Annotated in this window: 27 protein-coding genes; 16 read left to right on the top strand and 11 right to left on the bottom strand. The window is 65.8% G+C overall.

What is annotated here, in order from left to right; genetic code table 11:
* Nucleotides 1–35: 35 nt before the first annotated feature.
* From G5C33_RS18840 to G5C33_RS18830, 3 genes are all read left to right on the top strand, one after another.
* Nucleotides 36–950 carry a sulfite exporter TauE/SafE family protein gene (locus tag G5C33_RS18840; RefSeq protein ID WP_165328560.1) on the top strand — a complete coding sequence of 305 codons (915 nt, stop codon included), beginning with the start codon at nt 36–38 and terminating at the stop codon, nt 948–950.
* Nucleotides 947–1,711, top strand: coding sequence for a TIGR02186 family protein (locus tag G5C33_RS18835; RefSeq protein ID WP_165328559.1), 765 nt, complete (start codon nt 947–949; stop codon nt 1,709–1,711). The genes G5C33_RS18840 and G5C33_RS18835 overlap by 4 nt, the downstream gene beginning before the upstream one ends.
* Before the next feature lie 76 nt (nt 1,712–1,787).
* Nucleotides 1,788–3,461: an ATP-binding protein gene (locus tag G5C33_RS18830; protein WP_165328558.1), complete on the top strand. Its 1,674-nt coding sequence runs from the start codon at nt 1,788–1,790 to the stop codon at nt 3,459–3,461.
* Nucleotides 3,462–3,528: 67 nt separating this feature from the next.
* Here G5C33_RS18830 and G5C33_RS18825 read toward each other — a convergent pair whose 3' ends face one another.
* A complete protein-coding gene (locus G5C33_RS18825; protein WP_165328557.1) occupies nt 3,529–5,049 on the bottom strand; it encodes a M23 family metallopeptidase in 1,521 nt (506 codons plus the stop codon).
* Nucleotides 5,050–5,294: 245 nt separating this feature from the next.
* Between G5C33_RS18825 and G5C33_RS18820 the strand changes: the two genes are divergently transcribed.
* The 6 genes from G5C33_RS18820 to G5C33_RS18795 all read left to right on the top strand — a co-directional run bounded on the left by G5C33_RS18820 (nt 5,295) and on the right by G5C33_RS18795 (nt 10,888).
* On the top strand, nt 5,295–7,778 hold the full coding sequence (locus tag G5C33_RS18820; protein ID WP_165328556.1) for a DEAD/DEAH box helicase: 2,484 nt from the start codon (nt 5,295–5,297) through the stop codon (nt 7,776–7,778).
* The gene (locus G5C33_RS18815; protein ID WP_206518597.1) at nt 7,771–8,082 is read left to right on the top strand and encodes a S4 domain-containing protein; all 312 of its coding nucleotides are present in this window, start codon (nt 7,771–7,773) and stop codon (nt 8,080–8,082) included. The genes G5C33_RS18820 and G5C33_RS18815 overlap by 8 nt, the downstream gene beginning before the upstream one ends.
* Nucleotides 8,083–8,118: 36 nt before the next feature.
* Nucleotides 8,119–8,460, top strand: coding sequence for a ferredoxin FdxA (fdxA, locus tag G5C33_RS18810; RefSeq protein WP_165328555.1), 342 nt, complete (start codon nt 8,119–8,121; stop codon nt 8,458–8,460).
* Nucleotides 8,461–8,753: 293 nt separating this feature from the next.
* On the top strand, nt 8,754–9,293 hold the full coding sequence (locus tag G5C33_RS18805; protein ID WP_165328554.1) for a CarD family transcriptional regulator: 540 nt from the start codon (nt 8,754–8,756) through the stop codon (nt 9,291–9,293).
* 115 nt (nt 9,294–9,408) lie between these two features.
* Nucleotides 9,409–10,128 (top strand): head GIN domain-containing protein, encoded by a 720-nt coding sequence (locus tag G5C33_RS18800; protein ID WP_165328553.1) that lies wholly within the window; start codon nt 9,409–9,411, stop codon nt 10,126–10,128.
* A gap of 55 nt (nt 10,129–10,183) precedes the next feature.
* A complete protein-coding gene (locus G5C33_RS18795) occupies nt 10,184–10,888 on the top strand; it encodes a GIN domain-containing protein (RefSeq protein WP_165328552.1) in 705 nt (234 codons plus the stop codon).
* Nucleotides 10,889–10,893: 5 nt separating this feature from the next.
* Here the strand turns inward: G5C33_RS18795 and pdeM are convergent, their stop codons facing one another.
* The 8 genes from pdeM to lepB form a co-directional block, all read right to left on the bottom strand.
* On the bottom strand, nt 10,894–11,556 hold the full coding sequence (gene pdeM / locus G5C33_RS18790) for a ligase-associated DNA damage response endonuclease PdeM (protein ID WP_165328551.1): 663 nt from the start codon (nt 11,554–11,556) through the stop codon (nt 10,894–10,896).
* 31 nt (nt 11,557–11,587) lie between these two features.
* Nucleotides 11,588–12,034 carry a hypothetical protein gene (locus G5C33_RS18785; protein ID WP_165328550.1) on the bottom strand — a complete coding sequence of 149 codons (447 nt, stop codon included), beginning with the start codon at nt 12,032–12,034 and terminating at the stop codon, nt 11,588–11,590.
* A 62-nt stretch (nt 12,035–12,096) separates the two neighbouring features.
* A complete protein-coding gene (locus tag G5C33_RS18780) occupies nt 12,097–13,524 on the bottom strand; it encodes a M20/M25/M40 family metallo-hydrolase (RefSeq protein ID WP_165328549.1) in 1,428 nt (475 codons plus the stop codon).
* A gap of 46 nt (nt 13,525–13,570) precedes the next feature.
* Nucleotides 13,571–14,575 carry a nitrilase-related carbon-nitrogen hydrolase gene (locus G5C33_RS18775; RefSeq protein WP_165328548.1) on the bottom strand — a complete coding sequence of 335 codons (1,005 nt, stop codon included), beginning with the start codon at nt 14,573–14,575 and terminating at the stop codon, nt 13,571–13,573.
* Nucleotides 14,572–15,477: a GTPase Era gene (gene era, locus G5C33_RS18770; RefSeq protein WP_165328547.1), complete on the bottom strand. Its 906-nt coding sequence runs from the start codon at nt 15,475–15,477 to the stop codon at nt 14,572–14,574. The genes G5C33_RS18775 and era overlap by 4 nt, the downstream gene beginning before the upstream one ends.
* Before the next feature lie 80 nt (nt 15,478–15,557).
* A complete protein-coding gene (locus tag G5C33_RS18765; protein WP_165328546.1) occupies nt 15,558–15,866 on the bottom strand; it encodes a GIY-YIG nuclease family protein in 309 nt (102 codons plus the stop codon).
* Between the two features lie 129 nt (nt 15,867–15,995).
* On the bottom strand, nt 15,996–16,664 hold the full coding sequence (gene rnc, locus G5C33_RS18760; protein WP_228275132.1) for a ribonuclease III: 669 nt from the start codon (nt 16,662–16,664) through the stop codon (nt 15,996–15,998).
* The gene (gene lepB / locus G5C33_RS18755) at nt 16,661–17,485 is read right to left on the bottom strand and encodes a signal peptidase I (protein ID WP_165328545.1); all 825 of its coding nucleotides are present in this window, start codon (nt 17,483–17,485) and stop codon (nt 16,661–16,663) included. Before lepB ends, rnc begins: the two co-directional genes overlap by 4 nt.
* Nucleotides 17,486–17,588: 103 nt before the next feature.
* Between lepB and pgi the strand changes: the two genes are divergently transcribed.
* From pgi to G5C33_RS18730, 5 genes are all read left to right on the top strand, one after another.
* Complete coding sequence (gene pgi / locus G5C33_RS18750; protein WP_165328544.1) at nt 17,589–19,085, top strand: glucose-6-phosphate isomerase; 1,497 nt, start codon at nt 17,589–17,591, stop codon at nt 19,083–19,085.
* A gap of 37 nt (nt 19,086–19,122) precedes the next feature.
* Complete coding sequence (locus G5C33_RS18745; protein ID WP_165328543.1) at nt 19,123–19,425, top strand: alkylphosphonate utilization protein; 303 nt, start codon at nt 19,123–19,125, stop codon at nt 19,423–19,425.
* Between the two features lie 170 nt (nt 19,426–19,595).
* Nucleotides 19,596–20,942 (top strand): glutathione-disulfide reductase, encoded by a 1,347-nt coding sequence (gene gorA / locus G5C33_RS18740; RefSeq protein ID WP_165328542.1) that lies wholly within the window; start codon nt 19,596–19,598, stop codon nt 20,940–20,942.
* A gap of 18 nt (nt 20,943–20,960) precedes the next feature.
* On the top strand, nt 20,961–21,326 hold the full coding sequence (locus tag G5C33_RS18735; protein ID WP_165328541.1) for an energy transducer TonB: 366 nt from the start codon (nt 20,961–20,963) through the stop codon (nt 21,324–21,326).
* Nucleotides 21,305–21,793 carry an energy transducer TonB gene (locus G5C33_RS18730; RefSeq protein WP_165328540.1) on the top strand — a complete coding sequence of 163 codons (489 nt, stop codon included), beginning with the start codon at nt 21,305–21,307 and terminating at the stop codon, nt 21,791–21,793. The genes G5C33_RS18735 and G5C33_RS18730 overlap by 22 nt, the downstream gene beginning before the upstream one ends.
* A gap of 30 nt (nt 21,794–21,823) precedes the next feature.
* On the opposite strand, the gene G5C33_RS18725 is transcribed toward G5C33_RS18730, so the two are convergent.
* The gene (locus G5C33_RS18725) at nt 21,824–23,089 is read right to left on the bottom strand and encodes a dicarboxylate/amino acid:cation symporter (RefSeq protein ID WP_165328539.1); all 1,266 of its coding nucleotides are present in this window, start codon (nt 23,087–23,089) and stop codon (nt 21,824–21,826) included.
* 71 nt (nt 23,090–23,160) lie between these two features.
* On the opposite strand from G5C33_RS18725, the gene glmM reads away from it, so the two are divergent.
* Complete coding sequence (gene glmM / locus G5C33_RS18720) at nt 23,161–24,504, top strand: phosphoglucosamine mutase (protein ID WP_165328538.1); 1,344 nt, start codon at nt 23,161–23,163, stop codon at nt 24,502–24,504.
* A 153-nt stretch (nt 24,505–24,657) separates the two neighbouring features.
* Here glmM and G5C33_RS18715 read toward each other — a convergent pair whose 3' ends face one another.
* Complete coding sequence (locus G5C33_RS18715) at nt 24,658–25,026, bottom strand: endonuclease domain-containing protein (protein WP_165328537.1); 369 nt, start codon at nt 25,024–25,026, stop codon at nt 24,658–24,660.
* Nucleotides 25,027–25,122: 96 nt separating this feature from the next.
* Here G5C33_RS18715 and G5C33_RS18710 point away from each other — a divergent pair, with 96 nt between their 5' ends.
* Entirely contained in the window at nt 25,123–25,347 is a 225-nt protein-coding gene (locus G5C33_RS18710) for a DUF1272 domain-containing protein (protein WP_165328945.1), read from the top strand.
* Nucleotides 25,348–25,500: the final 153 nt, after the last annotated feature.

Below are 25,500 nucleotides of genomic sequence, written 5' to 3'. Positions count from 1 at the left end.
TGCCCGAACGCAGGACGGGCTATCGCATCGCAGCAATGGATATTTACCTGCCCATCGCCAATCTGTCGGTGAACGCGCTCGTGATCGTGTTCTTCGGCTTTGGCGTGGGTATGCTTTCGGGCATGTTCGGCGTCGGCGGCGGATTCCTGATCACGCCGCTGCTGATCGTCTACGGCATTCCGCCCACAGTCGCGGCTGCATCGGCGTCGAGCCAGGTTACCGGGGCCAGCGTTTCGGGCGTTTTCGCGCATTTGCGGCGCAAGGGCGTCGACCTGAAAATGGGCATGGTGCTGGTTTCGGGGGGCGTGCTGGGCAGTCTCGTCGGCGGCTGGCTGTTCGCGCTGCTCCAGGCGAGCGGGCAGATCGATACGACGATCGGGATTCTCTATGTCCTGCTGCTCGGCTCGATCGGCGGGCTGATGCTTACCGAATCGCTGCGCAGCATCCGCGCGCATCGTGCCGGCATCCATCCGCGCGCGCGACGGCGGCGCCACCATCCGCTGGTTGCCTGGCTGCCGCTGCGCTGGCGCTTCTACGGATCGGGGCTGTATATTTCGCCGCTTGCGCCGCTGCTGCTCGGCTTCTTCACCGGCATCCTGACGGTGCTGCTCGGCGTCGGCGGCGGGTTCATCCTGATCCCGGCGATGCTCTACTTGCTCGGCATGGGGCCGACGGTAGTGGTCGGCACGTCGCTGTTCCAGACGTTGTTCACCACCGCCGCGGCGACGATGATGCACGCGACCACGACTCAGGCGGTCGATATCGTCCTGGCCGTGCTGCTGCTGCTCGGATCGGTGACGGGCGCGCAGATCGGCGCGCGAATCGCGATGAAGGCGCCGCCCGAATATCTCCGCCTCGCGCTTGCGATCATTGTGCTGCTGGTGGCGGTGCGCATTTTCCTGGGCCTCGCCTGGCACCCGGACGAAATCTATTCGGTGGAGCTGGCATGAACTGGTGGCGCCTTCTGGTCGCGCCGCTGGCGCTGCTGCTGCTCGGCGCCAAGCCGGTGCTGGTCCCCGATGTGTCGCAGCGCGAGATCGAAATCTATTACAGCTTCACCGGCGCCGAACTGCTGCTGTTCGGCGCGATCGTCTATCCCGATGGCGAGCGCGCGGCGGACAGCGACGAACCGGCTGAGATCGTCGTGGTGGTGAAGGGGCCGGTCCAGTCGATCCAGCTGCGCGAGAAGGAGCAGATCGCCGGAATCTGGGTGAATGCGAACCGGATGCGCTATCGTTCGGCGCCTTCCTTCTATGCCGTCGCGTCCTCGCGACCGATCACCGAGCTGGTCGATGATCGCACGCGCGCCATCTACGAACTGGGGCTCGACAGCCTGCAATTGTCGCCCGCGTCCGGCGCGGTTCCGGCGGTGCAGGACCGGTTCGACGCCGGGCTCGTCGACCTGCGCCGGCGCAGCGGCCTTTATTACGAAGCGCCCGGCGCGGTGGAGATCACCGACGGCGTCCTCTATCGCGCGCGCATCTCGATTCCCGCGCGGGTGCCGGTCGGGCGGTTCACTGCCGAAACCTTCCTGATTCGCGACGGCCGCGTCCTCGCCGCGGCGGTGCGGCCGATCGAAATCCGCAAATCGGGCTTCGAACGATTCGTCGCCAATGCGGCCGAACGGCATTCGGTGCTCTACGGCCTTACCGCGGTGGCGTTGTCGGTTCTGTTCGGATGGAGCGCAGGCGCGATCTGGCGTCGCCGCTGATCGCGCGGTCAAGTCGCTGCAGGAACGCAATATTTACTCCCCCGGCGCAGAATGGCGGGACAATGGGGAGTTTTTGATGGACGGCCATTTTCCGGCGCGCGCATTTTCCGATGCGTCGCCTTATTCCACGGCACCGGTAGCTGCGGCGCATGCACCGGTCGCCGTCGGCGCGGTACTCGAAGTCGCCGGCGCATCGAGCAAGGTCGTGCTCGATGCCGAAGCGATCGAAACGCTTGCCGACGATTCGGATCCGGCGATAGCGCAGGCCGGACAGGTCGGCGCGCAGCTCAAGATGCGCGTCGGCACGACCTGGCTGATCGCCAATGTCCGCGCGATGCGGCTCGCCGAGCATGATTCGCGCCGTATCGTCGCCGATATCGATTTTCTCGGCGAGGGCGACGAGGAAAAGCTGACCGGCAAACTCTATCGCTTTCGCCGCGGCGTCACGCGCTATCCGGTGCCTGGGACCGAAGTGTTCCCGGTTTCGACTTTCGACCTCAAGCAGATTTATGCCGCCGACGAACGCGCGCATATCGAGATCGGACACGTCTATCCGACGAAGAATATTCGCGCAGCGCTCTATGTCGATTCGATGCTGGGCAAGCATTTCGCGCTGCTGGGATCGACCGGCACGGGTAAATCGACCGCTGCCGCGCTGATCCTCCATCGCATCTGCCAGCTCGCGCCGCAGGGCCATATCGTGATGATCGATCCGCATGGCGAATATGGCGCCGCGTTCAAGGATCACGGCGCGGTGTTCGACGTGTCCAATCTGGCGATGCCTTATTGGCTGATGAATTTCGAGGAACATTGCGAAGTGTTCCTTACCTCTTCGGGGTCGGAACGGCAGGTCGATGCCGATATCCTCGCCAAATGCCTGCTCGCGGCCAAGGCCAAGAACCGGCTGGCGGCGGATATACCGAAGCTCACCGTCGATGCACCGATCCCCTATCTCCTGTCCGACCTGTCGAACCTGATCCAGCTCGAAATGGGCAAGATGGACAAGGCGACCGACAGCGCCCCCTATCTGCGCGTCAAGGCAAAGATCGACGAGATCAAGACCGATCCGCGCTATGCCTTCATGTTCTCCGGCATGCTGGTGTCGGACAGCATGGCGAGCTTCATGGCGCGCATTTTCCGCCTGCCGGGCGGCGGGCAGCCGATTTCGATCATCGACGTGTCGGGCGTGCCCTCCGAAATCACCTCGGTCGTCGTCGCGGTATTGAGCCGGATGGTGTTTGATTACGCCATCTGGTCGCGCGGCGAGGCGCAGCGGCCGATCCTGCTCGTCTGCGAAGAGGCGCATCGCTATGTTCCCAATGAACGCAATGCCGACGGTTCGTCGGTCGGTCGCATCCTCAGCCGGATCGCGAAGGAAGGCCGAAAATACGGCGTTTCGCTGGGGCTGGTGACGCAGCGGCCGTCCGACCTTGCCGAAGGCGTGCTTTCGCAATGCGGCACGATCCTGACGATGCGACTCAACAACGATCGCGACCAGGCCTTCGTCCGCGCGGCGATGCCGGAGGGCGCGCGCGGTTTCCTCGATTCGATCCCCGCGCTGCGCAACCGCGAATGCATCGCGGTCGGCGAGGGCGTGGCGACGCCGATCCGCCTCCTGTTCGATTCGCTGGAAGCCGACAAGCGGCCGGCATCGGGCGACCCGGTCTTCTCCGAACTGTGGCGCGAGACCGGCGGCGAGGAGCAGAGCCTGGCGCGCACCATCAGCCGCTGGCGATCGCAGGCGCGCTGAACCGCACCGCAACGAAAAAGGGGCTCCGTGCCGATGCGCGGAGCCCCTTTTTCGTTTGCGCGGCCGATTATTCGGCTGCCGCTGCGGCTTCCCCTTCCGTCGCCGGCTGGACCGGCGTTTTCAGCAGCTTCGAAACATTGGCGCGGAAGGACGAAAGGTCGCCGCCGCCCAGAATGCTCTGTGACATGAACGACACCGAACCCGGGTTCACCGCAACGCCGCCGCGCAGCACTTCGAAATGGACGTGCGGGCCGGTCGAAACGCCGGTCGATCCGACATAGCCGATAACGTCGCCGCGACGAACCCGCGCGCCGCTGCGCACGGCGGTGCGGAGCATATGGCCATAGGCGCTCTGCAGTCCGCTCGAATGGCGCAGCCGGACGAAATTGCCATAGCCGCCGTTGCGGCCGGAGAAGGTCACGCGACCATCGGCAATCGCGCGGATCGGCGTGCCGCTGGGCGCGGCGATGTCCCAGCCCTTGTGCATGCGGCGACGGCCGAGCACCGGATGCCAGCGCATGCCGAAGCTGGAGGTCAGCCGGCCATGCACCGGGCGAACCATCGACCCGCGCTTTTCGCCCTTGCCGTCCATGTCGAACCACTCGGTCCGGCCCTGATAGTCCCAGGAGGCGAGCTGAACCTTGGTCGATCCCTGCTGAATGCCGCCGAAGAGCACGTTGCCGAAACGAACTTCGCCGGTTTCGGCGCGATCGCGTGCAACGATCATTTCAAAGTCGGCATCGGCGCCGATCTGCGACATCGACATGCGCGTGGCGATGGCGCGGATGAAGGCCTCGACTGCCTTGGCCGGAGCACCGGCGGCGCGGGCCGAACGATACAGGCTGCTGCCGACCTTGCCGCGGATGCGCAGCGGCGTCGAATCGACTGCGATCGGGATCTGGCGCAGCGCCAGCGTGCCGTCGGCACCACGGCTGACCTCGACGCTCAGGTCGAACCGGGCGCGGAAACCGAGCCGTTCGAGCGGGCGTGGCTGCGACTTGTCCGACCGGCGGCCCAGCCGCACGTCGAACGGCGTTCCCGCCTGCAGGTCGCGCAGCGAAATCGCGTCGCCGATCAGCGAGACCGCGTTCGCCGCGTCGGTGGCGCCGACGCCCGAGCGCTGCAGCGCGCCGAGCAGCGTGCCGCCCGAGGAAATCTTGGTGGTAAGGTCGATGATCGGGCGTTCGGGCGTATCGGCCAGCGGCGCGACCAGTCCGGTCGCCGCCATGTCGTACCCCGTCTTCGCCCCGTCGGCGAGCGGCGAAATCGCCTGCACCCGCGCGGCTTCCCATTCCTCGCCCTGAAGCGCGGGCGGGACATAGCCGTAGATCGGATCTTCCAGCCCCGGCGCCATCAGCAGCGTGACGGCGCACAGCCCGACACAGGTCGCAACGCCGCGATACCATTGCAGGCTGCCGATACGTGATCCGAGGTCCGGCACCAGCTCGAAATCGGGGAAGCGGGCGCGCAGCTTGTGCGACAGCCCCGCCTTCGATTTCGCAGGCGCAACAGGTTCGGCGGTGCGCGGATTGCTCAGCGCGTTTGCGCCGCCGCCAAGATCGTATCCGTGATCGTTCCGCAGGAACAAAGCTCGCTGCCCCCAAAAGTCGTCATCAAAGCCGACACCCCCGGCCTGGTCACGATCACTGTGCAAGGGTGGGTTTAAAGTCAAATTAAGTGTGCCCCGTGACTGTCCCGACTGCGGCAAAGCGTGCCAGAGCGCAGATGAAGGGATGCTGACGCGAATTTTCAGCGCAAATCCAGCATGGTTAACACGAATCGGCAATTCGGGGCTGTTGCCTAAGGGATGACTCGGAGCGATGTTGGTTGCCGATGACACAAGCTCGGCGCAGCCCCGTAACCGCCGTTCTCGGCCCCACCAATACCGGCAAGACTCATCTGGCGGTGGAGCGGATGTGCGGCCATGCCAGCGGCATGATCGGCTTCCCGCTGCGGCTGCTCGCGCGGGAGGTTTACGACCGCGTCGTCGCGATGAAGGGCGAGAGCCAGGTCGCGCTGATCACCGGCGAGGAGAAGATCTGTCCGCCCAATGCGCGCTGGTTCTTGTGCACTGCCGAATCGATGCCGCTCGAACGCGAAACCGCATTCGTCGCGATCGACGAGGCGCAGCTCGGCGCCAGTCCCGAGCGCGGCCATGTCTTCACCGACAGATTGCTGCGCGCACGCGGGCGCGAGGAAACGATGATTCTCGGCTCCGAAGCACTGCGGCCGATGGTCGAAGCGCTGGTGCCCGACGCCGAAATCATCGGTCGCCCGCGCTTTTCCACGCTCAGCTACGGCGGCGCACGCAAATTGTCGCGGCTGCCGCGCCGTTCGGCGATCGTCGCGTTCAGCGCCGAGGAAGTGTACGCCGTCGCCGAGGCACTGCGGCGGCTGCGCGGCGGCGCGGCGGTGGTGATGGGCGCGCTTTCCCCGCGCACCCGCAATGCGCAGGTGGAAATGTTCCAGGCGGGCGAAGTCGATTATCTCGTCGCCACCGATGCCATTGGCATGGGGCTTAACATGGATGTCGCGCATGTCGCCTTCGCTTCGCTGCGCAAGTTCGACGGCAAGCGGCAGCGGCGGCTGACGATAGCCGAAATGGCGCAGATCGCCGGGCGCGCCGGGCGGCATCAGCGCGACGGCACGTTCGGCGCGCTGCACGAGGATGGCCCCAACGCCTTCACGCCCGAGGAGGTGCTGGCGATCGAATCGCACCGCATGCCGCGCATCGAAAAGCTGTTCTGGCGCGAAGGCGCGCCCGATCTGTCGAGTGTCGATGCGCTGATCGCGAGCCTGGAAGCGAAGCCGACGCATGATGTGCTGCGCGCCGCGCCCGAAGCAGTCGACCTTGCCGTGCTAAAGCGGCTCGCCGATCAGGACTGGGTGCGCGACCGGGCAGAGGGCAAGGCGGCGGTCGCGCGGCTCTGGGCCGCGTGCGGCCTGCCCGATTTCCGCAAGCTCGGCGCCGATCCGCATGCCCGTTTCGTCGGGCGCGTCTACGGCCATTTGTCCGAGGGGCGCGGGCATGTTCCGCACCAGTGGTTCGCCGACGAAATCGCGCGGCTCGATCGCACCGATGGCGACGTCGAAACGCTCGCGGGGCGGATATCGGCGGCACGCAGCTGGGCCTATATCGCGCACCGCGCCGACTGGCTCGAAGATCCGAATCACTGGGCCGAGCGCACCCGCGCGATCGAGGAAAAGCTGTCCGATGCGCTCCACGCCAGCCTGACCCAGCGGTTCGTGGACAAGCGCACGACGATGCTGTTGCGCGAAATCGGCGCCGATGCCGATGCGCTGCCCGTCACCATCGCCGCCGACGGCGAGGTGACGATCGAGGAGCACAGCCTCGGCACGCTCGACGGCTTTCGCTTCTCGGTCGCGGGCGATGCGCGCGCGGCGGACAAGCGCATGCTGCTCGCGGCGGCGGAAAAGCGGCTTGCATCCGAACTGCGCCGCCGGGGCAGGGCGCTTGCCGATGCCGAGGACAGCGACCTTTCGCTCGGGGGAGATTCCGCGATCCTGTGGGGCGAGCTGCCGGTCGCGCATCTCGTCAGCGAGCGCAACGCCGCGCTGCCCGCGGTGCGGCTCGATCGTGCGCTCGACGTTCTCGACGGGGCGCTGCGCGGTGATGTGCAGGCGCGGCTCGATCGCTGGTTCGCCGAGCGCGTGGCGAACGCAGTGCCGCCGCTCGCCAGGCTCGGCGAAGCGACGCGCGACCCCGCTGCCGGGGCGCCGCTGCGCGCGCTTGCCAATGCGCTGCTCGACGCGGGCGGAATGCTGCCGCGCCGCGCCGCCGCCGAACTGATCGAGGCGCTCGATCCGCCCGCGCGCAAGGCGCTGCGCAAGCTGGGTTTCACCATCGGCACGCTCGATATCTACGCGCCCGCTTTGCTCAAGCCCGCCGCCGCGCAGTTCCGGCGCGAGCTGCTCGGCCTCGGCGACGGTCCGGTCGAGGGCGCGAGTGTGCTGCCGCGCAACGCGCCCGGCGCCGGTCTGGCGCATGGCTTCCGTCCGCTGGGGCAGCAGGCGGTGCGCGTCGATCTGGTCGAGAAGATCGCGCGCGCGGCGCATGATTCGCGAAAGGGCCGCGCGCCTTTCACGCCCGATCCGGCGCTCGCCACGTCGATCGGCCTCACCCCCGACACGCTGTCGCGGCTGATGGCGCAGCTCGGCTTTCGTGCGATCCGCGGCAAGGAAGGCGAGCCGCAGCGCTGGGCTTGGAAGGGGCTGACCCCCAAGCCCAAGGCGCCGCCGCCGCCGCGCGACAATGCCTTTGCCGCGCTCGCCGATCTGGTTTCGGGCAATGGCTGACGCGGCCGGCACGATGCGGCTCGACCGCTTCCTCTGGTACGCACGCCTCGCCGGATCGCGAAGCATGGCACAGGGTATCGCGCGCAAGGGGACGTTACGGCTCGACGGGCGACGAATCGACCGCGCGCACGCGCCGGTGCGGGTCGGCTCGGTGCTCGCATTTCCGTGGAACGGACGAGTGCGGATCGTGCGAATCGAGGCGCTGCCCAAGCGGCGCGGACCGCCCGCCGAAGCAGCCAGTCTTTACACCAACCTCGAATCGCTTGTCGCCAATCCCGTTGACGAGTCGGAAGCAGCCGCATAGCAGGGGCGGCCTCAAGCGGAATGGAGCCTGCGACCAATGACCTATGTCGTCACCGATGCGTGTATCCGGTGCAAATATATGGATTGCGTCGAGGTCTGTCCGGTCGACTGCTTCTATGAAGGCGAGAACATGCTCGTCATCAACCCCAGCGAATGCATCGACTGCGGCGTTTGCGAGCCCGAATGCCCCGCCGAGGCGATCCTGCCGGACACCGAGAACGGTCTGGAGAAATGGCTCGAGGTGAACCGGACCTATTCGGAACAATGGCCGAATGTGACGTCGAACAACGGTCAGACACCGGATGACGCCGACGAGCACAAGGGCGAAGAAGGCAAGTTCGACAAGTATTTCTCGGCCGAACCGGGCGAAGGCGACTGAGCGATCCTCCCGTCCCGCCATGCGCGGGACGGGTTCCGGGCCGCATCGTTTCGCCGGCGACGTTCCCTGCAGCAAAGGCTGCGCGCGGACGCAGATTTTCGGCGGCCAAACCCCATGAATGGCTGGTAATTTTATTACGGCTGTGTTAAACGGGCAGAGTCGAAGGTGTAAAAACGCCTTCGTCCCGGAGTCGTACAAATCGAGCCCCGGCGCCCTTTCCCGTTTCGCCTAGGCGAAGCTCGCGAGAAGCGCAATCCTTCGGGGCCGGAATTTCACGGAAAGGCTACACGCACATGGCTGCCAAGGCGCTGTCCTTCGATGTCGGCGATTATGTCGTTTACCCCAAGCACGGCGTCGGCCGTGTGATTGAACTGCAAAAACAGGAAATTGCGGGCATGCAGCTCGAGCTGTACGTGCTGCGCTTCGAAAAAGAGAAAATGACTCTGAGGGTGCCGACCAACAAGGCCGAAAGCGTGGGCATGCGCAAGCTTTCGAGCGACAAGACGCTCAAGGAAGCGCTCGACACGCTCAAGGGCAAGCCCAAGGTCAAGCGCACCATGTGGTCGCGCCGCGCGCAGGAATATGAAGCGAAGATCAATTCGGGCGACCTGGTGTCGATCGCCGAAGTGGTCCGCGACCTGTTCCGCGCCGACGATCAGCCCGAGCAGAGCTATTCGGAACGTCAGATCTTCGAAGCCGCCGCCAGCCGTCTCGCGCGCGAACTGGCCGCGATGGAGGAAGTCGACGAACCGACCGCGCTGGAAAAGCTGCTTGAGATCCTGAACAAGGCGGCAGCGATCCACAACAAGGTCAAGGAAGACGCCGCCGCCTGATCGGGCAGCGACGCAGTTCCGACATGAAAAGGGCGGTCCTTGCGGGCCGCCCTTTTCATTTGCGCCGCTCCCGGGTGTGTTATATATCCAACACACAAATTTCGGGAGGAATGCCATGCGTCAGTTGATCCTTCTCGCCGCGTTGCCGCTCGCGGCATGCGGCTTTGCCGGCAATGACGGTTCGGGCCGCGCGCAGAGCAGCGGAGAACGGGCGGTGCGCGATTTCGCGGCGACCGATTTCACGCGCGTTCTGCTGCGCGGATCGGACGATGTGACGGTCGCGATCGGCGACGGCTTCAAGGTGCATGCCGAGGGGCCGGCCGAGGAAATCGCCGAGCTGCGGATCGAAGTCGTCGACGGCGAATTGCGCATCGCCAGCGATCATGACCGCAGCTGGTCCTGGGGCTCGCGCGAGGGCGTGCGTGTCCAGGTGACGATGCCGCGTGTCGAAGGCGCGTCGATTTCGGGCTCGGGCGACATGGATGTCGCGCGCGCCGAAGGCGATTTCGCCGGCAGCGTTTCGGGATCGGGCAATCTGGTCATCCACGCCATCGACGCGCAGACCGTGTCGCTGGCCATTTCCGGCTCGGGCGATATCGAGGCCGACGGGACGGCGCAGTCGCTCGATGCCTCGGTCGACGGATCGGGCGATATCGACGCGGAGGGGCTGACGGTGACGCAGGCGAGCGTTTCGGTGAGCGGTTCGGGCGACATTTCCGCCACGGTGAACGGAAATGCCTCCGTATCGATCGTCGGTTCGGGCGATGTCGATCTGGGCGGCGACGCCAATTGCACGATCAGCAAGAGCGGCTCGGGCGACGTCAGCTGCGGCTGACGCATGCGCCAATCCGTACTTGCTAGGTTCATCCCGGGAATGCGATGGCTGCGGCATGACCCGCAGCCTCGCTCTTCTGCCGCTTCTGATTCTGCTCGCGGCGTTCGCCCCGGCGCAGGACCGCAGCTTCATGGTCGGCAGCTTCGACCGGATCCGGGTGAGCGGCCCCTATCAGGTGACGGTGCGGACAGGGTCGCCTTCCGCTCGGGCGACGGCCGAAGACCGCCATGCGCTCGATCAGGTTGATGTGCACCTCGCGGGCAACACGCTGGTGGTGCAGGCCGGGCAGATCGGATGGGACGGCCACGATTCGGTGGCGCAGGCCGCCAGGATCGAAATCACGACCCCGCATCTGCGCGCGCTGACGGTGAACGGCGGCGGCGATGTCCGTGTCGCGGCAATGGACGGCGACCGCGTGGACGCCAGCGTCAACGGCGCCGGCAGCATTGCGATCGACGCAGTCGATGCGCGCGAATTTCGCGGCACGGTGATCGGCACCGGCGCGATCACCGCCGGGGGCAAGGCGCAAACGGCGCGCTTGTCCTCGAACGGCGCCGGATCGCTCGATGCAGGCGCGCTTTCCGCCGGAGACGTCATCATCGTCTCGCAATCGACCGGCACGATGCGCGCGCAGGCACGCAATACCGCGCAAGTGATGGCGATGGGATCAGGCACCGTCGCAGTGTCCGGCAGCGGCAGATGCACAGTCAGCGGCCCCGGGCCGGTGACGTGCGCAGGCGAAGTCACCCGCGCGCGCTGACCGGTTCAGGCCGCGACGGGAAAGCGCAGCAGCCGCCCCTCGACTGCGATCAATGCCTCGGCATCGGGGCCCACCGCGCGCAATATCTCCGGGTGTCCGGCGTCGAGGCCGCCTGTCAGCGATCCGAAAGCGGGCAGGATCAGCTTTCGCTGCGTGGCGACGAAGCAGCGGCGCGACAGCCGCCGCCCGCGCACCGTCAGCCTCAGCTTGGGATGGAAATGCCCGGACATTTCGGGGCGCGCCTCGCCCGGCGCGGCTTCGTGGCGCAGCAATATGCCGTCGACTTCGGCCTCCGTCGCTTCGTGTCCGCCCCAGCGCGCCGCGCCCGCCGGATCGTGATTGCCGGTGATCCAGGTCCAGTCGAGCCGCTGAGTCAGATCACTCAGCACCGCCTGTGCCGCCTGCGAAAGCCGCTCGCCGCCCGCTGCGTCATGGAAACTGTCGCCCAGGCACCAGAGTTCGCGCGCATCGCACCGCGCGACGATATCGGCCAGCGCCGTCAGCGTCGCAAGCGTATCATAGGGCGGCAGCATCTGGCCGCGCGCGGCGAACCAGCTGGCCTTTTCGAAATGCAGATCGGCGACGAGCAGCGCGCGCCTGGCCGGCCAGTACAGCGCGCCTTCGGGCAGCGCCTCGAACGCCTGACCGGCGAACGAAAGGGGAACCATGACGTTGCTATCGGGCCGCATCGCCTGCCCGTCAACAGCGCAATATCGGAATGTCGTCGCCGTTGAAGCGTATGACGCCATGCCCCGCATCGCGCCGCACGATCGTATAGCTGCGAGTCAACGGCGTATCGAGGGCAGTCAGATTGCCGGTTTCCAGATCATATTCCCGCGTCACCGTTTCGGTCAGCCGGTTCCCCTCCAGTGCCCATTGCCCGACTTGCCCGCCATTATCGACCGCGCCATCGGCGTGATAGACGACTGCGAAATCCGAAGATCCGCAAATCTCGTCGAAACTCCAGGTGCCGACGATCCAGGATTCGAGCGTCGCTTCGGCAGGCGCGTCCGCCGGCGCGGCGGCGGGTGTCGCTTCCGCTACGCCGGGCACCGCTACGTTGCTGGTATCGGCTTCGGTTTCACCGGCCGAACAGGCAGCCAGCGCGATTGCCGGCAAGGCAATGGAAAGCGTGCGGACCAGCATGATCACCCCCCGATGTGGTCGCAGCCATCATAGGCAATTTGCCGTGCGCTGGGTAGCGGGCGCTATTCTGCCGCTACGGCTTCGGTTCGTTCGGTATCCACCTGGCCCAGGGCGTTCAGGATGCGCACCCAGGAGCGGATGCCCTTGTAAAACGCCTTCAGGTCGTATTTCTCGTTGGGCGAGTGGATATTGTCGTCGTTGAGCGCGAAGCCGACCATCACCGTGTCCATGCCCAGTATCGCCTTGATCGAATTGACCACCGGGATCGATCCGCCCGAAGCGAGCAGCGCGGATTTGCCCCATTCGGCGTCGAGCGCCGCCCTGGCCGCGCGCAGCGGAGCGCTGTCGGTCGCCAGCGAAATCGCGCGCGATCCGCCGCGCGGCTTGAAGCTGGCTTCGCAATCGGCGGGCAGATGCGCGCGGACGTGGCGCTTGAAGCTGTCCCACACCTTGTCCGGGTCCTGATCGCCGACCAGGCGGAACGAAACCTTGGCATGCGCTTCGGACGGAATCACGGTCTTGAAGCCTTCGCTGATATAGCCGCCCCACATGCCGTTGATCTCGGCGGTCGGGCGCGCCCAGCTCTGTTCGAGCACGTCATGGCCCTTTTCCCCGGCGGGAACCGACAGTTCGACTTCGCGGAGGAACGCGTCGCCATCAAAGCCGAGCTTGTCCCACGCCGCGCGCAGTTCGGAGTCGATCGGCGCGACGCCGTCGTAGAAGCCGTCCAGCGTGACGCGGCCGTCTTCATCCTTCATGCTGCCCAGGATGCGCGCCAGCACTTCGTTGGGGTTGCGCGCCGGGCCGCCATAAAGGCCCGAATGCAAGTCGCGATCGGCGGCGCGGATCGTAACCTGGCCCGCCGCCGTGCCGCGCAGCCCGGTGGTGATGCCCGGCGTATCGGCGTCCCATGCGCCGGTGTCGCAGATCATCGCGACATCGGCCTTCAGCTCTTGCATATTGTCGCGCAGGAACGGTTCGAGGCTTTCCGAACCCGATTCCTCCTCGCCTTCCAGCAGCACGGTGACTCGGCAGGGGAGGGTGCCGCCACTTTCCAGGATCGCGCGAAACGCTTCGATGAAGGTGCGGAACTGGCCCTTGTCGTCGCATGCCCCGCGACCGACGACTTGCTTCGATCCGTCATCGCGGGTTTCGATCACGGGATCGAACGGGCCGTGGCGCCACAATTCGATCGGATCGGCGGGCTGCACGTCGTAATGGCCGTAGAACAGCAGGTGCGGCGCATCACCCCCCGGGCCGGCATGATGCGCGACCACCATCGGATGGCCCTGTGTCGGCGCGACGCGCGCGGCAAAGCCGAGATCGGCGAGTTCGTCCGCCTGGCTCCGCGCCGCGCGGAGGCAATCGTCCTTGTGCGCCGGATCGGTCGAGATGGAAGGAATGCGCATCAGTGCGATCAGCCTGTCGAGGCTGGCATCGATCTGCGCGTCGACATGGTCGAGCGCGGCGGTTTCGTGGGGGGAAGTCATCGCCTGAAACTAGGCGCCGGATCGCGGCCCCGCAAGGCACACACGGTCAGGCCGCGCGGGTTTCGCCTTCGCCGCCATCCTCGTCATCCGCGTCGATATCGACGATTCCCGAACGTTTGCGCCGATCGACGCGCAGCTCGAACACGTCGGGCCGCGAATGGCGTCCGTCGATATCCATCGATGTCAGTCCGTCATCGATCTCCGACAGGTCGAGATCGGCGGTCACGATCTGCGGTTCCTCGCCCGCTTGCGCCAGCACGACGCCGTCGGGTGCGATGATCGCGCTGCCGCCGGTCTGCAGCGCTCCGGCGGGAAGCCGGTCGAGCAATTCGCGCGCCGCGCTGCGGCCCTCGCCGCCCGCCTGCGCGAAGCCGTGGAGAATATCGTCGCGGTTCTGCACCGTGCCCGCCGCCAGAACGAAGGCGCGGCCTTCATAGGCGTAATGGCAGGCGGCGAGCAGATCGATGTCGCGGATCGTCGTCCAGGCCGAAACATGCACGTCCTCTCCGGCATGGTGCATCGCGGCGCGTGCCAGCGGCATCCAGTGCTCGCCGGAGATGAGCTGACCGACCCGGCCCCAGGGCGCCTGATGGGTTTCCAGCGTCGATCCGTCGCCCGCGCCGAACAGCATCCGCTCGGGCGGCGCGGGAAGCAGCTTGCGATGAAGCAGCGGCGCTTCCTTGGGCCGCAGCAGGAACTGTGTGTTGTAGAGGCTGGAGCGCACGCGCTCGATGCCGCCGATCGACACCGCGACACCGGCGACGTCGACCACCCATTGCAATTGTTCGAAGCGCGGATCGGCGCCGCGGATCGCCCGGTCGAGCAGCAGCTTGTGCAAATCGCGCGTGCCGGGATGATCCCATAGCGAAGGGCCGGGCAGATGCTGCAGCCAGGCGGGATAGCCGCCCAGGAAACATTCGCCGAACGCAATGACTTTCGCACCCGTTTCGATCGCGGCCTTCACCTGGCCGACGGCGCGTTCGATCCCCTGATCGATTGCCAGCGGCAGCGGTGCATCCTGAACGATCGCCGCCCGTATCTTGCCGGTCATTCCACCCAGTCCAATCCGATGTCCCGATAAAAGGAACGATCTTCTTGCCAGTCGGGCCTTACTTTCACGTGAAGATACAGATGGACCGTGACTCCCATGAGACGGGAGAGTTCGGCGCGCGATCGGGCGCCGATTTCCTTGATGCGGCTGCCGCCCTTGCCCAGCACGATGGCGCGCTGCGTTTCGCGCGCGACCAGGATCTGCTGGTGGATCTCGACCGACCCGTCCTCGCGCTCCTTGTACAGCTCGGTATCGACCGCGCTGGCATAGGGGAGTTCGGCATGGAGCTGGTGATAGAGCTGCTCGCGAGTCACTTCGGCGGCCATCATCCGGTCGGTGGCGTCCGAAACCTGATCCTCGGGGAAGTGCCAGGGGCCTTCGGGCATGCGTGCGGCGAGCGCGGCCTTCAGCTCGGGCACGCCGTCGCCCGTAGTGGCGGAGACGAAGAAGGTCTCGTCGAAATCGAGCAACTCGTTCAGTTTCGCCGCGTGGCCGAGCAGGCGCGGCTTGTCGGCGACATCGACCTTGTTGAGGATGAGCAGCTTGGGCTCCTTGCGATGCGCCAGCCGTTCGACGATCGCAGTGACCTTGGGCCCGAGCCCGCCCTTGCCGTCCACGACAAAGGCGATCGCGTCGGCGCCCTCGGCGCCTTCCCAGGCGGCGGCGACCATCGCCCGGTCGAGCCTGCGCGCGGGATCGAAGATGCCCGGCGTATCGACGAGCAGCAGCTGCGTGCCGCCTTCGATCGCGATACCCATCAGCCGGGTTCGCGTGGTCTGCGCCTTGGGACTGGTGATCGCGACCTTCTGGCCGACCAGATGGTTGACGAGCGTGGACTTGCCGGCGTTCGGGGCACCGACGACGGCGATGAGGCCGCAATGGGGGGAGGTGGGTTCGGTCATGATGCTCGTTGCGAATGGAGGAAGAACGGCGCTTCGACAAGCTCAGCGCAAGCGGTCTATCATTTGATGGCCTCGAAAACCTACGTTTCGCCTGAGCTTGTCGAAGGCCTGTCCTTCTTCTTCGCCAGCGCAGAAACGCGATCCCAGTCGCCGCGGATCAGCGCCATTTTCTTGGCGCGGCTCCAGCCTTTGAGCCTGCGTTCAATCTCCAGTGCTTCGATCCGCGTCTGAAAGCTCTCTGACCAGACCAGTTTCACCGGCAGATGCTCCGCCGTGAATCCCGGGATCAGACCGGACTCATGCTCGGCGATCCGACGATCGAGATCGTCCGTGTGGCCGACATAGAATCTGCCGGTGCGGCAATGGAGCATGTAGGCCCAGAACGCCATTGAGGCAGTAAGAAGGAAGAACAGCGCTTCGACAAGCTCAGCGCAAACGGGTGAAAGGCGCGGGCGCCACCGCTTCCGTTGGGGCTGAGCTTGTCGAAGCCCTGTACTTCTTCATTGCCCCGCCGACGTTCACTCCCCCAGCTTGCCCAGCAGCGCCTTCGCGGCCTCGGTTTCCGCGCTGCCCTTGCTTGTCCCGACACCTTCCGCCTCGGCATGTTTGCCGATCGTAACCCGCACGGTGAATCGCGGCGCATGCCCCGGGCCTGAGCGATCGATAATCGAATATTCCGGCGGGCGGCGCTGGTGCGCTGCCGCCCATTCCTGGAGCGCGGACTTGGGATGTTTGGGCGCTTTGCGCTGCTCGTCGATGCGGCTGCCCCAGGCCGAGCGGACGAAATCGCGGGCCGCCTCGATGCCCTGCGCCAGATACCAGGCGCCGATCAGCGCCTCCATCACGTCGCCCAGCACATTGTCGCTCTGCGCCGCGCCGTCCTCGCGCGCCTGCTTGCCCAGCCGCAGATGCGCCGTCACGCCCAGATCGCGGGCGACATCGGCGCACATCGCGCCCGTCACCAGTGCGTTCAATCGCCGTGAAAGCGATCCTTCGGGCTCGCCGGGAAACCGCTCATACAGCCATTCGGCGATGACCAGCCCCAGCACCCGATCGCCCAGGAATTCGAGCCGTTCGTAATTGGCCGCGGCCTGGCTGCCATGCGTCAGCGCGCGTTCAAAGGGCGCCAGATCGTCCGGCGCGCTTCCGAAAACCTCCGCGATCCACCCCCCCAGGTCGGGCTTCAAAAGCCCTCCCCGATGCGATCCCAGCGGGCCGCGGTGAACCAGGTCCAGGGCAGCAGCCAGCTCGCGCCGCCATCGGTCGACCAGAAGGTGAAGACTGCCTTGCCCTCCACATTCTCCATCGGGACAAAGCTGATGCCGCCTTCGGCACGGCTGAAGCGGCTGTCGGCGCTGTTGTCGCGATTGTCGCCCATCAGGAACACATGGTCCTCGGGCACGGTGAAGAGCATCGTGTCGTCCGCCGGACGGGTATCGACATCGAGCACTTCGTAGCTCTTGCCGCCCGGCAGCGTTTCGCGGAACATCGCGATGCGGCAGATCGGCGCGCCTTCCGCGCCGGTATCCTCATGCTGGGGCGGGCAGTTGTTCGCATCGTAATTGGGCGAATAGGGCAGCACGAAATCGGCGATCTTCTCCTTCGGCACCGGCTGGCCGTTGAGGATCAGCTGCCCCCCGCGCATCTGGATCGTGTCGCCGGGCAGGCCGATGACGCGCTTGATCCAGTCCTGATCGCCATGCCCCGGCGCCTTGAACACCACCACGTCGCCGCGCGACGGATCGGACCAGTGCATGTTCGGCAGCAGTGGCAGGCTCCACGGCAGCGAGTGCCGCGAATAGCCGTAATTCCATTTGGTGATGAACAGATAGTCGCCGATCAGCAGCCGCGGCATCATCGATTCGCTGGGGATGCTGAACGGCGAGAAGATGAAGCTGCGAATGACGAAGACGATCAGGACCAGCTTGAGCAGGAACGAGCCGAGATCGAGCCATTCGTTCTTCGGCTTCGTTTCCGTGGTCGATTCGGTAGACGATGCGTTTGCCATGCGATTGCTCTGCGGCGGCGCGCGGATGGCGTCAAGCGCTCGCTTGGGTCTGGCGGCGCCGGATATGGGACGGTAGAGCCTATCGCGAAGACAGGAGAAAACCATGCCGACACCCGACTGGTCCCCGATCAAGGCGCTTGCGCAAACCCCGCTGACCGATTTGTTCGCGGACGATCCCGACCGGCTGGCCTTCCTCACCGCCGATGTCGCTGGCATTCATTTCGACTGGTCGAAAACGCATCTCGCGCGCGAGGCCGTGGAAGCATTCGCCGCGCACGCCGATGCGATGGATCTGGCCGGCAAGCGCGATGCGCTGTTCGCCGGCGAGGCAATCAACGTGACCGAGGGGCGCGCGGTCGAACATAGTGCCCAGCGCGGCGAGGGCGCGCCGGACAGCGTGGCGCAGGCGCGGGCCTTTCACGCCCGGATGCGCGCGCTGATCGATGCGATCGAGGCCGAGGCGCTGGGGCCGATCCGCCACATCCTGCATGTCGGCATCGGCGGGTCTGCGCTCGGACCCGATCTGCTGGTCGATGCGCTGGGCCGCGAGTCCGACCGCTACGACGTCGCGATCGTTTCGAATGTCGACGGGCTGGCGCTGGAAGAGGCAGTGAAGGATTTCGATCCCCAGGCAACGCTGCTCGCCGTCGCCTCGAAGACCTTCACCACCACGGAAACCATGCTCAACGCCGAAAGCGCGATCGCGTGGATGACCGAGGGCGGCGTTGCTGATCCCTATGGCCAGGTGGTCGCGCTGACGGCCTCGCCCGACAAGGCGATTGCCTGGGGCGTCGATGAAACCCGCATCCTCCCCTTCAGCGAAAGCGTCGGCGGGCGCTATTCGCTCTGGTCGTCGATCGGCTTTCCCGCTGCGCTCGGCCTCGGCTGGGATGCGTTCGAGGAACTGCTCGAAGGCGCCGCCGAAATGGACCGGCATTTCCGCCTGACGCCGCTGCGGCAGAACGCGCCGGTGCTCGCCGCCTTTGCCGACCTTTATTACACGCAGGTTCGCGGGTGCGAGACGCGCGGCGTCTTCGCCTATGACGAGCGGTTGCGGCTGTTGCCCAGCTATCTCCAGCAGCTCGAAATGGAATCGAACGGCAAGCGCGTGACGGTCGAAGGCGAGCCGGTCACCTGGCCGACCGCGCCAATCACCTGGGGTGGCGTCGGCACCGACGCGCAGCACGCGGTGTTCCAGCTGCTCCATCAGGGCACGCATCTGGTGCCGGTCGAATTTCTCGGCGTGGTCGAACCCGAGGATGTGCAGAGCGAAGCGCATCACCGCCAGCTCCTCCTCAACATGCTCGCGCAGGGCGCGGCGCTGATGAAGGGCAAGGGGCATGAGGATGCGGCGCGCGCCTATCCCGGGGACCGGCCGTCCTCGACACTGCTGCTCGACACGCTCGAACCGCGGACGCTCGGCGCGCTGATCGCATTTTACGAACACCGCACCTTCGTCAACGCGGTGCTGCTCGGCATCAATGCGTTCGATCAGTTCGGCGTCGAGCTGGGCAAGGAAATGGCCAAGGCGGCCGATGCGGGCGACCTCGATTTCGACGCATCGACCAATGATTTGCTGTCCCGCGCGCTTGGCGCCTGAAGGCATTCCCGCACGTTCGGGACTAATGGAGAAAACAGTGTCCGACGAAGAATATGTGTATGACGAAGCCTCGGGCGAATGGATTCCCGCGTCCGAAGCCGCTGCCAAGGCCGCGGCCGAAGACGCGGTCGAGGTCCGCGATTCGGTCGGCAATATCCTGCAGGACGGCGATCAGGTGACGCTGATCAAGGATCTCGACGTCAAGGGCGCGGGCCGGACGCTGAAACGTGGCACGCTGATCAAATCGATCCGCCTGACCGGCGACAGCCAGGAAATCGACTGCAAGTATGAAGGCATCAAGGGGCTGGTGCTGCGCGCGGAGTTCGTGCGCAAGCGGTGAGCCCGCCGGTTGGCATCACGCCGACGCCAGCCTATCTCCCCAACCGAACCTATCCCCCGTTGGGGCTGAGCCTGTCGAAGCCCCGTTCTTCTTCATCGGACCGGTGACAAGGAAGTACGGCGCTTCGACAGGCTCAGGGCCAACGATCCTGAACATGGAGCGTGCCGCCGATGTCCGACTATGATTACGACCTCTTCGTCATCGGCGCCGGCTCCGGCGGCGTGCGCGCCGCGCGCGTTTCTGCCGCGCATGGCGCGAAGGTGGCGATCGCCGAGGAGTATCGCGTCGGCGGCACCTGCGTCATTCGCGGCTGTGTGCCCAAGAAGCTGCTCATCTACGGCGCGCATTTCGCCGAGGATTTGCGCGACGCGCGCCGCTTCGGCTGGAACGTGCCCGATTGCGATTTCGACTGGACGGTGCTGCGCGACAATGTGCTCGCCGATGTCGACCGGCTGAACAATGCCTATACCAACACGCTCGAAAGCCATGACGTCGAGATCATCCTCGATCGCGCGACGGTTTCGGGACCGCATGAAGTCACGCTGGCGAGCGGCCGGAAAATCAGTGCGGGCACAATCCTGATCGCCACGGGCGCGCATCCCTTCATCCCCGAATTTCCGGGGAACGAACTCGGCATCACCTCGAACGAAGTCTTCCACCTCGAGAAGCTGCCCAAACGTGTTCTGATCGCCGGGGCGGGCTATATCGCCAATGAATTCGCCGGCATCTTCAACGAGCTGGGATCGAAAGTGACGCTGATCAATCGCAGCGACGTGATCCTGCGCGCCTATGACGAATCGATCCGCGACCGGCTGCTCCAGATATCGATGACCAAGGGCATCGAATTCCGCTTCCATGCCGAATTCGAAAGCATCACCCAGAATGACGACGGCAGCCTGCGCGTCGAAATGACCGGGCATGATGCGATCGATGTCGACTGCGTCCTCTATGCGCTTGGCCGCACGCCCAACAGCGCAGGGCTGGGGCTGGAGGAAATCGGCGTCGAGATCGACGACAAGGGCGCGGTCAAGGTCGACGAGACCAACCGCTCGACCGTCGAGAGCATCTATGCCGTCGGCGACGTCACCAATCGCATCCAGCTCACCCCCGTCGCGATTCGCGAGGGACAGGCGTTCGCCGACACGGTGTTCGGCGGCAAGCCGCACACGGTCGATTACGCCTGCGTCCCTTCGGCGGTGTTCAGCCATCCGCCGATGGCGGGCGTCGGCATGACCGAGGGCGAGGCGCGGATGAAGCTCGGATCGATCCAGGTCTATACCTCCGATTTCCGGGCGATGAAGAATGTGCTGGCCGATCGCAACGAACGCGCGCTCTACAAGATGATCTGCGATGCGGAGACCGGAAAGGTCGTCGGCCTCCACATGATCGGTCCCGACGCGCCGGAGATTTTGCAGGCAGCGGCCGTGGCGGTGAAGGCGGGGCTTACCAAACAGGCGTTCGACGACACCGTCGCGCTGCATCCGAGCATGGCCGAGGAACTGGTGCTGCTGAAGTAATTCTGACAGGCATTGTACATGAACATCGGCAAGGCAGCGCTGGCGGGAAGCGCCATCATTTCGAGCGGCTTTCTGGGGATTGCGTCGGCTTCGGCGCAAACGCCGCCGACGATCCGGTACGGCTCCGTCCGGGCCGAGGATGCGCCCCGCGAATTGTTGCGTCATGGCGAGCCCGGGCTCGTACTGATGGAATTCACGATCGATACCGAAGGGCGCGTATCGCATTGCGCGATCGTGGTATCGAGCGGCTATGACGCGCTCGATGCCTATTCCTGCAAGATCTGGGGCAAGCGGGTACGCTATTATCCGGCGCGGAACGCGCAGGACGAGCCGGTCGAAGGCACGACGACCCATGCGATACGATGGGACACCAGGCCGCGCTGACGGGGCCGGGCGATGATCGCCGGCTTGTTCTGCCGGGGCTGTTCGGCAATGCTGTGCGAATGGGAACCCGCGAACTGAAATTGCTGCGACTGACCGCTGTTGCTGCGGCAGGCCTGGCCGCGCTTCCGGCATCTGCGCAAACCGATCCCGCGCTGCGGAGCGGATCGATATCGGCGGCGGACTATCCCACGGCGGCGCTGCGCGCGGAGGAAGGCGGCGTTGTGATGATGCGGCTGACGATCGATACGCGCGGCCGCGTCAGCAATTGCGAAGTGACGCAATCGAGCGGCTTTGCCAGCGTTGACGAGGGCAGCTGCAAATTCTGGTCGCGGCGCATGCGCTATACGCCGGCCCGCAACGCCGCCGGGCACCCGGTAGAGGGTGTGGCGTATCAGCAGCTCGGCTGGATCATCGGGCAACGCTGCCCGCCGATGCGCGCCGACGGAATATGCGTCCTCCTCCAATGAGCCGGGCGGGCGGGAACGCCGGCGTCCGCCTCACCCCTCCAGCAATTCGTCCGCTTCGCTGCGCTCGCCGCCCGCGCCCGATCGTGCGGCGATGACGCTGGTGGTCGAAACGTCCATCGTCACATTGGCGATCGTCCGCATGATGTCGGGCAGTGTCTCGACCGCGACCAGCAGCGCGAGCGGTGCGACCGGCACGCCCATCGCGATGGCGACGGGAGCGATCGAGCTGATGAAGCTGATCGCGCCGGGCAGGCTGACCGCGCCCAGCGTCGTGATCGCCGCCGCCGCGACGCCCGCCGCCAGCTGCGTCGGCGTCAGCTCCATGCCGAAGACATGCGCGACATAGATGGCGACTGCGATGTTCATGCACGGTCCCGTCACGCGGAAAATCGCCACCGCCAGCGGCAGTGTGACTCCCGAAGTCGACACCGGAATGCCCAGCCGTTCCGAACTCGCCAGCATCGCGGGCAGCGAGGCGAGCGAGCTTTGCGTGCTCACTGCAACGGCCTGCGACGGCGCGACTTCGCGCGCGAACCGGCCGAGCGGCAGCTTTCCGCCGAACACCGCGAGCGGATAGGCGAGCAGCAGCAGCACGCCGCCCACCGCCGAGACGATCACGACATAATGGAGCAGCGCGCCCAGCGCCGCCGTTCCCGCCCGCGCGCCGACGACATAGGAAAGCGCGACGACTCCGATCGGGGCGAGCCACAACACCCAGTGGATCATCACCAGCATCGCATCCGACAGCGCACGGAAGAATTTTACCAGCGTCTCGCGCGGCTCTTCGGGAAGGCGCGTGACGGCAAAGGCGAAGACGGTGGTGAAGATGATCAGCGGCAGGAATGAATCCTCCGCCGCCGCCGCGATCGGATTGGTCGGCACGATCGCGGCGAGGAAATCGGAGAAGGGCGGCACTTCGCCTGCCGGCTCGGCCCCGGCAAAGGCGTCGCGCAGTGCGGCCGTCGCGCTGTCGGGCAGGGTCCACAGATCGAGGAACAGCGGCGTCAGCAGCGCCCCCAGCGCGGCGGAAATCCACAGCAGCACCAGGAACAGCGCGATCGCGCCGGTTGCGAGCTTGCTCGCCCGCGCCGCCTCCGCCGTCGCCGCGATGCCGACGACGAGCAGCGACACGACCAGCGGCACGATGGTCATCCGCAGCGCATTGAGCCATGCCGATCCGATCGGCCGGACATAATCGATCGCCGAAATGGCGCTTTCGGGCACGGTCGCGGCGGCGACGATGCCGATGGCAAGGCCGGCGACCAGCGACAGGAGGATGCGGGTGGTTTGGGACATGCTCGCTCTGATAAGGATTGCCCGCTATCAGGGGTGCAACGCAATCCCGCAAGGGCGTGACGGTAAGGGCAATGGCAAGAAAATATTTCGGCACCGACGGAATCCGGGGCGCGACCAACATCTTTCCGATGACCGCCGAAATGGCGATGAAGGTGGGCATGGCCGCCGGCGCGCATTTCCGGCGCGGCGATCACCGGCATCGCGTGGTGATCGGCAAGGATACGCGGCTTTCGGGCTATATGCTCGAAAACGCGATGACGGCGGGCTTCACTGCCGTCGGCATGGACGTGGTGCTGGTCGGCCCGATGCCCACCCCGGCGGTGGCGATGCTCACCACTTCGATGCGCGCGGATCTGGGCGTGATGATCTCGGCGAGCCACAATCCCTTCGCCGATAACGGCATCAAGCTTTTCGGGCCCGACGGCTACAAGCTGTCGGACGCCGACGAAGTCGCGATCGAGACTCTGATCGAAAGCGATGCGCAGCTCGCGCCATCGGCGGAAATCGGCCGTGCCCGCCGCGTCGAGGATGCGCGCGGCCGCTATATCCACTTCGCCAAATCGACTTTCCCGACCGATCTCAGCCTCGATGGCATCAAGATCGTCGTCGATTGCGCCAATGGCGCCGCCTATCATGTCGCCCCCTCGGCGCTGTGGGAACTTGGCGCAGAAGTAGTCGCGATCGGCGTGACGCCCAACGGGCTCAACATCAATGACGGCGTCGGGTCGACTGCGCCGGATCAGCTGTGCGAGCGCGTGGTCGCCGAAGGCGCCGCGCTCGGCATCGCGCTCGACGGCGATGCCGACCGGCTGATCGTGGTCGACGAAAAGGGCCGGGTGGTCGACGGCGACCAGCTGATGGCGACGATCGCCTGCGGCTGGTCGCGGCGCGGGCTTTTGAAGGGCGACGGGCTGGTCGCGACGGTGATGTCCAACCTCGGGCTCGAACGGCATTTGTCGGCGAACGGGCTGGGGCTTCAGCGCACCAGCGTCGGCGACCGCTATGTCCTCGAAAAGATGCGCGCTGACGGGTTCAATGTCGGCGGCGAGCAATCGGGGCACATCATCCTGTCGGACTATGCGACGACCGGCGACGGCCTCGTCGCCGCGCTCCAGATCCTCGCCGAAATCGCCCGCGCGGGCAGGCCCGCCAGCGAAGTCCTCCACCAGTTCGATCCGCTGCCGCAGATATTGAAGAATGTCCGCTTCGCCGCCGGATTCACCCCGCTCGACGACGCGACCGTGCAGGAAGCGATCGCCGAAGTTGAGGCCGAACTCGACGGCAACGGGCGGCTGGTGATCCGAAAATCGGGGACCGAGCCGGTGATCCGCGTGATGGCCGAAGGCGACGATCGCGGCGAAGTCGAGCGCGTGGTGGACCGCATCTGCGACGCGGTGCGCGCGGTGGCGGCTTAGCATCGCAACGGCGCCGATCCCGCCCCTCCGCCAGTCGCCGCTCGCGCGGCGCCTGCCACCTCCCCCTGGCGGGGGAGGAATGGCGCTCAGAAGTAAAATCCTCCCCCGCCAGGGGGAGGTGGCGCCGAAGGCGTCGGAGGGGGCGGGCGGCGGTCAGCTACGAAATCGTTCACGACGTTCGAGCGCGACCGCGAAAATCTGACGAACCACGCCATCGATATTGTCGAGAACCTCGCGCGCCGGATAGCGCAAAACCGCAACGCCGCGCGATTTCAGCCATGCATCACGAACCGCGTCCTGATCCGGCCTGTCGCCGCGCAAATGCGCTTCGCCGTCGACTTCGATCGCCAGTTTCGCCGGAGCGCAGTAGAAATCGAGGACATACTGCCCAGCCGGGTATTGTCGGCGAAACCGCAAGCCGACGTCGTTCCGCCGAAGCGCTTGCCACAGCGCGATTTCGGGGGGTGTCATTTCGCTGCGCAGGCGTCTGGCGATATCGCGGTGTGGCCCTTCGAGGCGCATCGTCGTCCTCCCCCTCCGTCAGGCTTCGCCTGCCACCTCCCCCTGGCGGGGGAGGAAACGCTTCAACACTTCATGTTGCCGCACTATACCCGCCCCATGCTCGAAATGCGCCCCGACTGCGAACGCTGCGGCACCGATTTGCCCGCCAATGCGCATGGCGCCTTCATCTGCTCGTTCGAATGTACCTTCTGCGCCGAATGCGCCGACGCGATGGACGAGCGTTGCCCCAATTGCGGGGGCGAGCTGACCGATCGGCCGACGCGGACCGGGGAGCGGCTCAAGGCCAATCCAGCGGGCACGAAGCGGTATTTTCCGGGCTGATTTCCGGCGCCCCACAGCCGTCGCCCCTGCGCAGGCAGGTGCCCATGTCTGTGCCGTCCTGCCTGCCTCTCTGACACATGGCGCGCTGGCGATGTGTCACCCGTTCTCGGAAATCGACAGCGATAGGCCCCTGCCTGCGCAGGGGCGACGGAA

It is taken from the genome of Sphingosinithalassobacter tenebrarum, assembly GCF_011057975.1.
In the GTDB taxonomy this organism is placed as follows: Bacteria; Pseudomonadota; Alphaproteobacteria; order Sphingomonadales; family Sphingomonadaceae; genus Sphingomonas; species Sphingomonas tenebrarum.
The sequence above is the reverse complement of the archived record's forward strand: the minus strand, read 5'-3'. Positions and strand labels throughout refer to the sequence as shown.